General features: G+C 64.3%; 10 protein-coding genes. 4 read left to right on the top strand and 6 right to left on the bottom strand.

Features of this window, described 5'->3' with window-relative positions; genetic code table 11:
• Positions 1-65: 65 nt before the first annotated feature.
• The gene (locus tag AC1DOQ_RS19565; protein ID WP_477367987.1) at positions 66-1,313 is read right to left on the bottom strand and encodes a DUF2863 family protein; all 1,248 of its coding nucleotides are present in this window, start codon (positions 1,311-1,313) and stop codon (positions 66-68) included.
• A 224-nt stretch (positions 1,314-1,537) separates the two neighbouring features.
• Here AC1DOQ_RS19565 and AC1DOQ_RS19570 point away from each other — a divergent pair, with 224 nt between their 5' ends.
• Both AC1DOQ_RS19570 and AC1DOQ_RS19575 read left to right on the top strand, forming a co-directional pair.
• Positions 1,538-3,841, top strand: coding sequence for a TonB-dependent receptor (locus tag AC1DOQ_RS19570; RefSeq protein WP_477367990.1), 2,304 nt, complete (start codon positions 1,538-1,540; stop codon positions 3,839-3,841).
• Between the two features lie 13 nt (positions 3,842-3,854).
• Positions 3,855-4,532: a Fe2+-dependent dioxygenase gene (locus AC1DOQ_RS19575; protein WP_477367993.1), complete on the top strand. Its 678-nt coding sequence runs from the start codon at positions 3,855-3,857 to the stop codon at positions 4,530-4,532.
• A 44-nt stretch (positions 4,533-4,576) separates the two neighbouring features.
• On the opposite strand, the gene AC1DOQ_RS19580 is transcribed toward AC1DOQ_RS19575, so the two are convergent.
• From AC1DOQ_RS19580 to AC1DOQ_RS19600, 5 genes are all read right to left on the bottom strand, one after another.
• Positions 4,577-4,804: a hypothetical protein gene (locus tag AC1DOQ_RS19580; protein ID WP_477367996.1), complete on the bottom strand. Its 228-nt coding sequence runs from the start codon at positions 4,802-4,804 to the stop codon at positions 4,577-4,579.
• 131 nt (positions 4,805-4,935) lie between these two features.
• Positions 4,936-7,644: an aconitate hydratase AcnA gene (gene acnA / locus AC1DOQ_RS19585; RefSeq protein WP_477367999.1), complete on the bottom strand. Its 2,709-nt coding sequence runs from the start codon at positions 7,642-7,644 to the stop codon at positions 4,936-4,938.
• 73 nt (positions 7,645-7,717) lie between these two features.
• Entirely contained in the window at positions 7,718-8,230 is a 513-nt protein-coding gene (locus AC1DOQ_RS19590) for a hypothetical protein (RefSeq protein WP_477368002.1), read from the bottom strand.
• Complete coding sequence (locus AC1DOQ_RS19595) at positions 8,230-9,219, bottom strand: HpcH/HpaI aldolase/citrate lyase family protein (protein ID WP_477368005.1); 990 nt, start codon at positions 9,217-9,219, stop codon at positions 8,230-8,232. The genes AC1DOQ_RS19590 and AC1DOQ_RS19595 overlap by 1 nt, the downstream gene beginning before the upstream one ends.
• A gap of 149 nt (positions 9,220-9,368) precedes the next feature.
• A complete protein-coding gene (locus tag AC1DOQ_RS19600; RefSeq protein WP_442121951.1) occupies positions 9,369-10,361 on the bottom strand; it encodes a malate dehydrogenase in 993 nt (330 codons plus the stop codon).
• Between the two features lie 273 nt (positions 10,362-10,634).
• Between AC1DOQ_RS19600 and AC1DOQ_RS19605 the strand changes: the two genes are divergently transcribed.
• Both AC1DOQ_RS19605 and sdhC read left to right on the top strand, forming a co-directional pair.
• Positions 10,635-11,456, top strand: coding sequence for a GntR family transcriptional regulator (locus tag AC1DOQ_RS19605; protein ID WP_477368008.1), 822 nt, complete (start codon positions 10,635-10,637; stop codon positions 11,454-11,456).
• Positions 11,457-11,639: 183 nt separating this feature from the next.
• Positions 11,640-12,071 (top strand): succinate dehydrogenase, cytochrome b556 subunit, encoded by a 432-nt coding sequence (sdhC, locus tag AC1DOQ_RS19610; protein WP_477368011.1) that lies wholly within the window; start codon positions 11,640-11,642, stop codon positions 12,069-12,071.
• Position 12,072: the final 1 nt, after the last annotated feature.

The raw sequence follows: 12,072 nt of genomic DNA on the forward strand, positions 1-12,072 counted from the left end.
ACGCCGCGCCGCAAGCGAAAAAAAAGCCCGGACGATGCCGGGCTTCGATCAGTGCTGGCGAGCGCTCAGTGGAAGTGCTCGTTGCCGGCCGGGGTGTCTTCCGGCATCTCGGCATGCACCAGCTCTCCGCTCGGGTCGGCGAACAGCGGGGTGCCGCAGTCGTCGCAGTATTCGGCGACATAGCGCTCGGCGATGCGTTTGACGTGGGCGATGCCCATCTCGTTGAGGTGCTTGACGATCTCGTCCATCGGCGCCGCCGGACGGCCGCCGTGCGCCGGGCCTTCCATCGGCGTGCCTTCCTCGTCTTCCTGGCCGTACAGCGGCCAGACGATGCCGTACACCACGTCCGCAGACTGGCGCAGGGTGAAGCCGACGCGGTATTCGTCGACCTGGCTGTCGTTGACTTCGTCGCCGAAGCCGGCGATCACGGCGCGCAGGTCGCCCGGCTCGACGCCCAGCGTGTAGGTGAGGTAGTGGACGGCCGCGCGCACCGACACCGGGCGGATCATCTTGTCCGCCTCGCGGCAGGCCACGTAATAGGCTTCCGGCAGCAGCAGTTCGGTGCCGCAGCCCGGCAGCAGGCGTGCGATGTTGGGGCCGGCCTGGGCGCGCCATTGCTCCAGCGCGGCGTCGCGCACCGCTTCGAAGTTGACGTGGTGCTGCGGCTCCTGCCAGCGGAACAGCGGGCCGCCGACCGGGGCGATGACGGCCACCAGCAGGTAGCGGGTGTCGGCCAGGAACTGGGAAGCGTCCGGGCCCGGCGCGGCCGGCTTCACGCTCGAGCCCTTGTGGGCGGCCTGGGCCAGCTTGTGGGTCAGGCCATAGGTTTCGGCGTGGGTGCGCGGCAGCTGGTCGAGCGAGTACAGGGTCGGCGCCATCGCCATGCGGGCGCCGTCGGCCAGCAGGTGGGCCGAGAAGTGGGCGGACAGGGTCGTGACGATGTCGTTCGGGATGGTCCCGGAAGCGATCGAGAAGCGGGTCCAGGCGAGAACCGGCGCGGCCACCAGCAGGGCCTGCCAGGTGACGTCCTCGCCGCCGACCTGTTCGGTCATGGTCGCGGATTCGCTGACGGCTTCGACGCCATCCATCAGCACGTCGTAGACCGCGAGGTCGCCCTTGAACAGGACGTTCAGTGCGGCGTCGATGCTGTCCTGGTGGTTGGTCTTGAGCAGCTTCTGCAGCTGCGAATCCAGATTGCGCTCCCAGGTCCGTTCTTCAACGCGGCTGGCGGCCTGCACGATGGCTTGGCTGATGCTGACTAGACGCTGGCTTTCTGCCGATAGTTTGGGTGAGTCTTTGGAGGAGCGACGCATAGTAAATGATTGAATGTGGAACGATGGTCCAGAGGGCCATGATAAACCCTTATCCCCGGTATTGTAGTTGATTCGGCCACATGCCTGTAACACTTGGCAAGTTCGGCCGCGGGAGGGAAGAGCAGGGGTGTTGCTCGCCGCGCTTGTCAAAACGGGCAACAAGAATCATAATGCGAATCGTTCTCATTCATTTTTCGCGGTTTGCCCCTGCCGTCACCGACCCCATGATCAATAACAAGAAGCAAGCATCCTTCATCAAGAGCCGCAAGCACGCAGGCGTCCTCCCGTCGCCGGCGCCCGCGCTGGCGCTCACCATGCTGGCCACGCTCGGCATGTCCGCCGCCCAGGCCGCACCGGACGCCGTGATCGACCAGAGCATCCCGGCGGTGCAGGTGAAGGGCGCTGCCCAGTCGCAGACGGCCAGCAGCGACAAGTTCACGGCGCCGCTGCTGGACACGCCGAAGTCGGTAACCGTGGTGTCCGCCGACGTGATCGCGCAGACCGGCGCGGTGTCGCTGACGGATGCGCTGCGCACCGTGCCGGGCATTACCATCGGCGCGGGCGAGGGCGGCAACCCGGTCGGCGACAACCTCTTCATCCGCGGCTACAACGCCCAGACCGATACCTATATCGACGGCATCCGCGACGCCGGTTCGCAGTCGCGCGAAGTCTTCAACCTCGAGCAGGTGGAGGTCGTGAAGGGCCCGAACTCGGCCTACGGCGGCCGTTCCTCGGCCGGCGGCGGCGTCAACCTGGTCAGCAAGAGCGCCCAGGCCTACGACTTCAACAGCGCCTCGGTCGGCCTCGGCACCGACAAGTACAAGCGCATCACCGGCGACATCAACCGCAACATCGGCAGCAACAGCGCCTTCCGCCTGAACGTGATGGCGCACGAGAACGACGTCCCCGGCCGCAACGTGGTCGGCGGCAATCGCTGGGGCGTGGCGCCCACCGTCACCTTCGGCCTGAGCGGTCCGGACCGCGCCATCATCAGCCTGTACCACCTGACCTCGCACGAAATCCCGGATACCGGCATCCCCTTCAACAACCCGTTCAGCAGCGGCGCCAACGTCGGCAAGAACGGCAACGGCACCCCGTTCGACGTCGACCGCAAGACCTTCTACGGCCTGGCCAACCGCGACTTCCGCGATACCAAGAGCGATGTCGGCACGATCGACCTGCGCCACGAGTTCAGCGGCGGGCTGGCGCTGCGCAACGTGACCCGCTACGGCAAATCGAACAACGACTACGTCTGGACCCAGCCCGACGATTCGAAGGGCAACACCGTCCTCTACGGCACCGTATGGCGCCGCGCGAACACCCGCGCCACCGAGACCCGCACCTTCGCCAACGTCACCAGCCTGACCGGCGAAGCCTTCACGGCCGGCCTGAAGCACAGCTTCAATGCCGGCGTCGAATTCGACCGCGAGACGACCGACCGCGCCGCCTACGTGTTCACGCCGGGCACCAACAACCCGCTGACCGGCACCTTCACCTGCCCGACCTCGGGCGCCGACACGCTGTACAACTGCACCACCCTGGTCAACCCGAATCCGAACGACCCGTGGGTCTATACCCGCGGCCTGTCGGGCGCGCTGACCCACGTCAGCACCAAGACCAAGGCGGTCTACGCCTTCGACACCATCGAGATCAATCCGCAGTGGCTGCTGAACCTGGGCCTGCGCTGGGACGATTTCCAGAGCACCCTGGACACCCTGCCGACCGCCACCACGGCCGCCGCCCATGCCGTGGTCGACACCGACTTCGTCAGCACCCAGGCCGGCATCGTCTACAAGCCGGCCAAGAACGGCAGCGTCTACCTGTCCTTCGCCAGCTCGGCGACCCCGCCGGGCAACGACGGCGGCGACGGCCTGGATGCCCTGACCGCGGCGATCCAGAACCTGCAGCCCCAGCGCAGCCGCAATCTCGAGCTGGGCACCAAGTGGGACCTGCTGCCGGGCGGCCGCCTGTCCGTGACCGGCGCGCTGTTCAAGAGCACCATGAACAATGCCCGCGTGACGGCGCCGGACGGCACCACCCAGAACGTCGGCCGCAAGGAAGTGCAGGGCGTGGAACTCGGCTTCTCGGGCAAGATCAACTCCGCCTGGACCGTGTTCGGCGGCTACACCTGGCTGGACGCCGAGATCGCCGACAATGGCTACACCAACACCGGCACCACCGCCGCGCCGATCTGGACCGCGTCGCCCTTCAACGGCAACCGCTTCCCGACCACGCCGAAGCACAGCGCCTCGCTGTGGACCAGCTATGCCTTCACCAGGGACTTCACCGCCGGCTTCGGCGTGAGCGCGATGTCGAAAGTCTACGCCAACGTCAACAACAACAAGTGGGTGCCGGGCTATGCACGCTTCGACGCGATGGCCAGCTATGCCCTGAACAAGGACATCTCGCTGCAGCTGAACCTGCAGAACCTGACCGACAAGCTGTACTTCGACAAGGTCTCGTCGCCGCACTATGCCGGCGTGGCGCCGGGCCGTTCCGCCACCCTGACCGCCAACTTCAAGTTCTGAGCTAGACGCCATCATGATGCTGCATATCCCTGGCGTGCTGTCGCCGGAGCAGGTAAGGTCGATGCGTGAACGTCTGGCGTCGACCGATTGGGTCGACGGCCGCGCCAGTGTCGGCAGCCAGGGAGCGCAGGTCAAGCGCAACCGCCAACTGGCGGAAGGGTCGCCGCTGGCGCTGGAGCTCGGCCAGGTCGTCAGCGCGGCGCTGATGGCCAATCCACTGTTCTTCTCCTGCGCGCTGCCGCTGCGCATCCTGCCGCCCTTCTTCAACAGCTATGCCGGCGGCGAGCATTACGGCCCCCACGTGGACGGCGCCATCCGTGCCCAGCGCGGCGGGGCAGCCGTGCGCACCGACGTCTCCTGCACCGTGTTCCTGAGCGATCCGGAAGACTACGAAGGCGGCGAACTCACCGTGATCGATGCCTACGGCACCCACGAAGTCAAGCTGCCGGCCGGCGATGCGATCGTGTATCCGTCGACCAGCATCCACGAAGTGCAGCCGGTCACGCGCGGCGAGCGCCTGGCATCCTTTCTCTGGGCGCAGAGCATGGTGAGGGACGACTGGAAGAGGGCGATGCTGTACGAGCTGGATACGAATATCCAGGCCTTACGGGCAAGGCATGGCGACGGGCCCGAACTGGTCGGGCTGACCGGGCATTATCACAACCTGCTGCGGCAGTGGGCCGAGACCTGATCGCCTGCAGGAGCACGAAGGCTTCGTGATCGATGCGCGGATCGTCACCGCCTGTCCGGCGGCGCCGCTCCCATGGCGCGCTCGACCAGTTCCTCGTCCGTGAGCGGATCGAGGCATTCGAACAGCAGCCACTGCGCGTGCGCCGGATCCGGGCAGCCGGCGCAAAAGGCGGCCACGATCCCATCGAATTCCGCGTCCGGCAGCGGGTCAGCTTTCGACGGCACGATGCTGTCCAGCAGCTCGAGCAGCTGCTGTTTGTTGAGTTTTCCCATTCCTGCCGCTAAGCATCGACCATAAAAAGCTATTGTACAAATATTCCATGTCGATTGGCGGAAAAAAGGCCGGAGCCCTTGCGGGGTCCGGCCTTTTTGCGCTGCCCGCGCGAGGCGGGCAGGGATGCCAATTACGCAGCCAGCAGCTGGCGCAGCACGAACGGCAGGATGCCGCCATGCTTGTAGTAGTCGACTTCGATCGGGGTGTCGATACGCAGCAGCACCTGGGTCTCTTTCACCGAGCCGTCGGCGCGGTGGATCACCAGGGTTGCCTGCATCTGCGGACGGATCTCGCCTTCCAGGCCCTTCAGGTCATAGGTCTCGCTGCCGGTGATGCCCAGCGACTCGACGCTGTCGTCGCCGATGAACTGCAGCGGCAGCACGCCCATGCCGACCAGGTTGGAACGGTGGATGCGCTCGAACGAACGGGCGATCACGGCCTTGACGCCCAGCAGCTGGGTGCCCTTGGCCGCCCAGTCGCGCGAGGAGCCGGTGCCATACTCTTCGCCGGCGAAGATCATGGTCGGCGTGCCTTCGGCGATGTACTTCATGCCGGCGTCATAGATCGACAGCTGTTCGCCGCTCGGCTGGTGGATGGTGATGCCGCCTTCGACTGCGGAACCGTCGGCCTTCGGCGGGATCATCTTGTTCTTGATGCGGACGTTCGCGAAGGTACCGCGCATCATGATCTCGTGGTTGCCGCGGCGCGAGCCGTAGGAGTTGAAGTCGGCCTTGAGCACGCCGTGCTCTTTCAGGTACTTGCCTGCCGGGCCGTCTTCCTTGATCGAACCGGCCGGGGAGATGTGGTCGGTGGTGATCGAGTCGCCGAACACGCCCAGTGCGCGCGCACCGGCGATGCCTGCGGAAGCTGCCTTCGGGGTCATCTCGAAGTCGCTGAAGAACGGCGGTTCGGCGATGTAGGTCGATTCCGGCCAGTTGTAGACCTGACCTGCGACCGACGACACGGCTTCCCACAGCTGGCCCGGGTTGCCCTTGACGTCGGCGTAGTTGGCCTTGAAGACCTCCGAGTTCATCGCGAACTTCATCAGGTCCTGGACTTCCTGCGAGGTCGGCCAGATGTCGCCGAGGTAGACGTCGACGCCGTCCTTGCCCTTGCCGACCGGCTCGCTCATCAGGTCCTTGTTGACGTTGCCGGCGATCGCGTAGGCGACGACCAGCGGCGGCGAGGCCAGGAAGTTCGAACGGATGTTCGGGTGGATACGCGCTTCGAAGTTACGGTTGCCCGACAGGACGGCGGCGGCGATGATGTCGTTCGACGTGATCGTGGCGTTCAGTTCCGGGGTCAGGTCGCCGGCGTTACCGATGCAGGTGGTGCAGCCGTAGGCGGTCACGCCGAAGCCCAGTTGCGTCAGGTAAGGCAGCAGGCCGGCGGCTTCGAGGTAGTTGGTGACCACGCGCGATCCCGGAGCCAGCGAGCTCTTGATGTGCGGAGCGACGGTCAGGCCCTTCTCGACGGCCTTCTTGGCCAGCAGGCCGGCGGCCAGCAGCACGCTCGGGTTCGAGGTGTTGGTGCAGGAGGTGATGGCGGCGATCAGGATGTCGCCGTTCTTCACGCGCACGCCGTTGGTGGTCTCGTAGACCTTGTTCAGGTCTTCCGGCGCCTTGTTGAAGCCGTTGGCGGTGGTCGGCTTCGAGAACAGGTCGGTGAAGGTCGACTTCATCGCGCCCAGTTCGATACGGTCCTGCGGACGCTTCGGGCCGGCCAGCGACGGGGTCACGGTCGACAGGTCGAGCGCCACCACGCGGGTGTAGTCGATCTCGCCTTCGCGCGGGATGCCGAACAGCTGCTGGGCCTTGAAGTAGTTTTCGAAGGCAGCCAGTTCTTCTTCGGTGCGGCCGGTGCCGCGGAAGTAGTCGACCGTCTTTTCGTCGACCGGGAAGAAGCCCATGGTCGCGCCGTATTCCGGGGCCATGTTGCCGATGGTGGCGCGGTCGGTGGTCGACAGCGAGGCGGTGCCTTCGCCGAAGAATTCGACGAACTTGCCGACGACCTTCTCTTTACGCAGCATCTCGGTGATGGTCAGCACCAGGTCGGTCGCGGTGCAGCCTTCGCGCAGCGAGCCGGTCAGGTTGACGCCGATGACGTCCGGGGTCAGGAAGTAGACCGGCTGGCCCAGCATGCCGGCTTCCGCTTCGATGCCGCCCACGCCCCAGCCGACCACGCCGACGCCGTTGATCATGGTGGTGTGCGAGTCGGTGCCGACCAGGGTGTCCGGGTAGTACATGGAACCGTTCTTCATGACGCCGCGCGCCAGGTACTCGAGGTTGACCTGGTGGACGATGCCGAAGCCCGGCGGCACGACGCCGAAGGTGTCGAAGGCCTGCATGCCCCACTTCATGAACTGGTAGCGCTCGTTATTGCGCTGGAACTCGAGCTTCATGTTCAGGTCGAGCGAGTCCGGGGTGCGGAAGTGGTCGATGGTGACCGAGTGGTCGACCACCAGGTCGACCGGCACCAGCGGCTCGATCTTCTTGGCGTTGGCGCCCATCTTGTAGGCGACGTTGCGCATCGCGGCCAGGTCGGCCAGCAGCGGCACGCCGGTGAAGTCCTGCAGCACGACGCGCGCGACGACGAAGGGGATCTCTTCGGTGCGGGCGGCGGTCGGGCCCCAGTTCGCCAGCTGGCGGATGTGCTCTTCGGTGACCTTCTTGCCGTCGCAGTTGCGCAGCACGGACTCGAGGACGATACGGATCGACACCGGCAGGCGCGACAGGTTCACGCCGAGGGATTCGCCCAGTGCCGGCAGCGAGTAAAACTGGCCGGTCTGGCCCGCTTGCAGCGGGAATTCCTTCAGCGTGTTCAAGGTATTGTGAGACATGAACTCTCCTTCGTTAGGGACTACTTGTTATCCGGCCGTCTTGGATCCCCGCCTGCGCGGGGACGACGGGAAATCAGCTCTTCGCAGTAACAGGCGCGGCCGCCACCAGCGGCTTGGCCTGTTCGGCGTTCTTGCATTCGTTGGCCAGCTGGCGGTTCTGCTTCGAGTCGAGCAGGATGCCCTTGCTCGGGATGCCGATCCAGACCAGGCCGAACTTCGTGTTCTCGAAACGCAGCGCGCCGGTGGTGGTGCCCACGCGCTCGAGGCGGTGCAGGCGGTTCTTCCAGCGCAGTGCGATGTGGCCACTATCCTTGTCGTTGGTATAGATGGTGATCTTGTTGTTCAGCTCGCAGGCATAGTCGGTCACGACGGTATCGGTGATGTCCGGTTCCGGGTCGTCGGCGACTTCCTGCTTTTCTTCTTTCTTGGCTTTCTTGGCCTTGGCCTTGGCTTTTTCCTTCAGGACCTGGGTTGCCTTCGGGTGGGTTTCGTGGATGCTGGATGCGGCAAATGCCGGCGCGCAAAGGCCGGCGGCCGCCAGCGAGACAGCGCAGGCGGCGAGCGTTTGATTCAGAGTGATGGCCATCAGATGGATTCCGGTTGATTGACGATTGCCGCCGCGGCATCTGGCAGCGCAAGGCCGGCCAGCTTCGCGCGCTGCAACACCGTCCAATAATATCGGTAGCTGGCGCGGTCGTGCAAGCGTCCATGCTGGGCGATCGGCCCCCAATCTGCCGCCATTGCTTCGAGCAGGATGTTGGTTGCCTCGTTCACTTCGGACAAGCGCGGGGTGAAGGCCTTGACGATCGGCTTGATCTGGTCAGGGTGGATGCTCCACATCCGCGTGAACCCGAACTCGCCGGCGGCACGGGTGGCGTCGTTGGCGACAACCGCGCTGTCCTTGATATCGGTCGTCACATTATGGGAGGGGACCTTGTCATACGCATGACATGCCGCAACCATCTCCAGCTTCGCCCGTACTACGAGTGGGTGGGTAAATTGCCCCGGAGTGCGCATGGCGGCGGCCGGAATCGCGCCGTAATGCGAGGAAACGAAATCCATGATGCCGAACGAGAGGCATTCGACCTGGGGCAGGGCGGCGATCTGCCAGGCCTCGTGCAGGGCGCCGTGGGTCTCGATCAGCACGTGCAAGGGCAGGTTCGGACGTCCCGCCTTGTCCGCCGCCGCATTCACGATCTGTTGCGCGCGCAGCACGTCGGCCACGCCGTTCGGCTTGGGCAGCACCACATAGGCCAGTTTCCGCGCCGCCGCGCCGACGATGGTCTCGACGTCCTGGGCGAAGTGCGGCGAGCCGGCGTCGTGCAGGCGCGCGCCGATCCGCCCGAAGCGGTTGCCCTCGTCGTTCAGCAGGCTCGCCACCAGTTCCGCATGTTCGCGTTCGCGGCCGGCGCTGGCGCCGTCCTCGCAATCGAAGGTGATGTCGAATACCGGGCCAAGCTCTTGTTGCAGGGCCATCGATTTGCGCATCAGCTTTTCGCTGCCGGCGTAGTGGTCGCAGGCAGGAAGCAGCAGCGGCTGGCGTTGGCCCTGGAATAAAACCTTGGAAGGATGCATTTTTAGCTAAGGTATGTATAACTGCGTCGTTCCCGCGAAAGCGGGAACCCATACCGAGTGTCCGAAGCCGGCTCGGTATGGAGGGAATAGTGCCGGGGCACTATTCCCGCTTTCGCGGGGATGACGGCGTAATTGCGAACGACGGGTGATTACTGGCCCAGCAGGTGCGCCACGCCGGCTTTCTCTTCGTTCAGTTCGTTCAGCGTATTGTTGATGCGCTCTTGCGAGAACTGGTCGATTGCCAGGCCTTGCACGATCTTGTACTCGCCGTTTTCGGTGGTCACCGGGAAGCCGAACATGGTGCCTTCCGGGATGCCGTAGGAACCGTCCGACGGGATGCCCATGGTGGTCCACTTGCCGTTGGTGCCCAGGACCCAGTCACGCACGTGGTCGATCGCTGCGTTGGCTGCCGACGCTGCCGACGAGGCGCCGCGGGCGTCGATGATCGCTGCGCCGCGCTTGCCGACGGTCGGCAGGAAGGTGTCGCGGTTCCAGACGTCGTCGTTGATCAGGTCCTTGACCGACTGGCCGTCGGCGGTGGCGAAGCGGTAGTCGGCGTACATGGTCGGCGAGTGGTTGCCCCACACGACCATCTTCTCGATCGAGCCGACCGGCTTGCCGATCTTGGCGGCGACTTGCGACAGGGCGCGGTTGTGGTCCAGACGCAGCATGGCGGTGAAGTTCTTGGCCGGCAGGTTCGGGGCCGACTTCATGGCGATGTAGGCGTTGGTGTTGGCCGGGTTGCCGACCACCAGCACTTTGACGTTGCGCGAAGCGACGGCGTCCAGCGCCTTGCCCTGCACGGTGAAGATCTGGGCGTTGGCTTCCAGCAGGTCCTTGCGTTCCATGCCCGGGCCGCGCGGACGGGCGCCGACCAGCAGGGCGACGTCGGCGTCCTTGAATGCGGTCATCGGGTCGCTATGGGCGGTCATGCCGGCCAGCAGCGGGAATGCGCAGTCGTCGATTTCCATCATGACGCCCTTCAGCGCCTTCTGTGCCTTCTCGTTGTCGATTTCGAGCAGCTGCAGGATGACCGGCTGGTCCTTACCCAGCATGTCGCCGTTGGCGATGCGGAACAGCAGGGAATAGCCGATCTGGCCGGCCGCGCCGGTAACGGCGACGCGCATTGGGGTTTTAGCCATGATGAATCTCCAAAAGTGGGATAAAGAACTGACAAATGGGCGGGCGACGCCGAGGATACGCCAGTTTGGGAAAACTGCAATCATACCAAAGCCCACCCGCGATTCGGGCATGAGGCGCGTTGCCGTGAGAGGGTGCGCCCACGTCCAGTCGACCGCGAGTGTAGTCCTCCGATATTCCATCTGTCAATTCATATCATATGTCTTATATAAGACACATAATCTGCGGCTTTCCACACTGGACGCAGAGGGGGTTTTGTGAAAAAATCGCGGACTATGAACCAAGCACCGTCCAATCCGAACAGCAATGGAGCCGCCAGCAGCAGCGCAGCGGGCAGCGCCGGCGGCGCCTCCGGATCGGGCATGCCCCAGGCTGGCACGTCCCCCACATTCTCCCCGCTGTACCAGCAGATCAAGGCCCTGATCACCCAGAGCCTGCAGTCCGGCGAGTGGAAGCCGGGCGAACTGATCCCCAGCGAAGTCGAGCTGGCCGGCCGCTACAAGGTCAGCCAGGGCACGGTCCGCAAGGCGATCGACGAGCTGGCGGCCGAGAACCTGGTCGTGCGTCGCCAGGGCAAGGGAACCTTCGTCGCCACGCACAACGAGGCGCGCGCGCACTTCCGCTTCCTCAAGCTCGTGCCCGACGAGGGCGTGACCCAGCATCCCGACCACCAATACCTCGAAGTCAAGCGCATCCGTGCCGCGGCCGAGGTGGCGCGCCTGCTCGACCTCAAGTCCGGTGACGCGGTCGTCTATATCAAGCGCATCATGTCCTTCGAGGGCGTGCCGACCATCCTGGAAGAGCTGTGGCTGCCGGGACAACTGTTCAAGGGACTGACGGCGGAGCGCCTGGCGGAATACAAGGGGCCGATGTACGGCCTGTTCGAATCGGAGTTCGGCACCCGCATGATCCGCGCGACGGAAAAGATCCGCGCGGTGGCGGCCGACGCCGGCGCGGCCGAATACCTGAAAGTGCCGGAGGGTACACCTCTGCTATGCGCCGACAGGATTTCGTTTACCTATGGAGACAAAGCGGTGGAGTTGCGTCGCGGCCTGTATCTGACCGCGCAGCATCATTACCAAAACGAATTGTCCTGATAAGTTTTTGCGCTAGCTCTATGCTGGTGCAGGAATCGCTTTGAGCGAGTAAAATGAGTTGGTTTTGGGAAAGCGAAGACGGGGCCCGGTCGACGTTCCCCCGGAGTCGGAAACGGTTCCGAGCAGGTCACAAAATCGATGCAATGGGTTCGATAAATTTCAGTATTTGAGGGAGGTGTTGCAATGTCCGAAGCCGTGAGAGAGGCTCAAAAGAAGGGCCGACCGGTAATTCGTAATGTCGACTTTGGCGATATTACGTACCGGGGGTATTACAAACAGCCGCCGTCGGCGATCGTGTCGATTCTGCACCGCGTGAGCGGCGCCGGCCTGTTCCTTTTCCTGCCGTTCCTGCTCTGGCTGTTCCAGGAAAGCCTGCGTTCGGAAATCTCGTACGCGCACTTTGCCGGCGTCGTCAGCCACCCGTTCGCCAAGATCATCATCCTCGGCCTGTCCTGGGCCTACCTGCACCACTTCTGCGCGGGCGTGCGCCACCTGTTCATGGACAACCACATGGCCCTGGACAAGGACGCATCCCAGAAGACCGCACGCTGGGTGCTGGTCGTCAGCCTGGTCTTGACCCTGCTGGTCGCCCTCAAACTGTTCGGAGTGTTTTAAT

The organism is Massilia sp. 01N417, assembly GCF_056399645.1.

What these genes read in the sequence shown, in the direction of transcription:
- AC1DOQ_RS19565 (WP_477367987.1), bottom strand. Translation starts at nt 1,313, where the DNA reads ATGCGTCGCTCCTCCAAAGACTCACCCAAACTATCGGCAGAAAGCCAG.
- AC1DOQ_RS19570 (WP_477367990.1), top strand. Translation starts at nt 1,538, where the DNA reads ATGATCAATAACAAGAAGCAAGCATCCTTCATCAAGAGCCGCAAGCAC.
- AC1DOQ_RS19575 (WP_477367993.1), top strand. Translation starts at nt 3,855, where the DNA reads ATGATGCTGCATATCCCTGGCGTGCTGTCGCCGGAGCAGGTAAGGTCG.
- AC1DOQ_RS19580 (WP_477367996.1), bottom strand. Translation starts at nt 4,804, where the DNA reads ATGGGAAAACTCAACAAACAGCAGCTGCTCGAGCTGCTGGACAGCATC.
- acnA (WP_477367999.1), bottom strand. Translation starts at nt 7,644, where the DNA reads ATGTCTCACAATACCTTGAACACGCTGAAGGAATTCCCGCTGCAAGCG.
- AC1DOQ_RS19590 (WP_477368002.1), bottom strand. Translation starts at nt 8,230, where the DNA reads ATGGCCATCACTCTGAATCAAACGCTCGCCGCCTGCGCTGTCTCGCTG.
- AC1DOQ_RS19595 (WP_477368005.1), bottom strand. Translation starts at nt 9,219, where the DNA reads ATGCATCCTTCCAAGGTTTTATTCCAGGGCCAACGCCAGCCGCTGCTG.
- AC1DOQ_RS19600 (WP_442121951.1), bottom strand. Translation starts at nt 10,361, where the DNA reads ATGGCTAAAACCCCAATGCGCGTCGCCGTTACCGGCGCGGCCGGCCAG.
- AC1DOQ_RS19605 (WP_477368008.1), top strand. Translation starts at nt 10,635, where the DNA reads ATGAACCAAGCACCGTCCAATCCGAACAGCAATGGAGCCGCCAGCAGC.
- sdhC (WP_477368011.1), top strand. Translation starts at nt 11,640, where the DNA reads ATGTCCGAAGCCGTGAGAGAGGCTCAAAAGAAGGGCCGACCGGTAATT.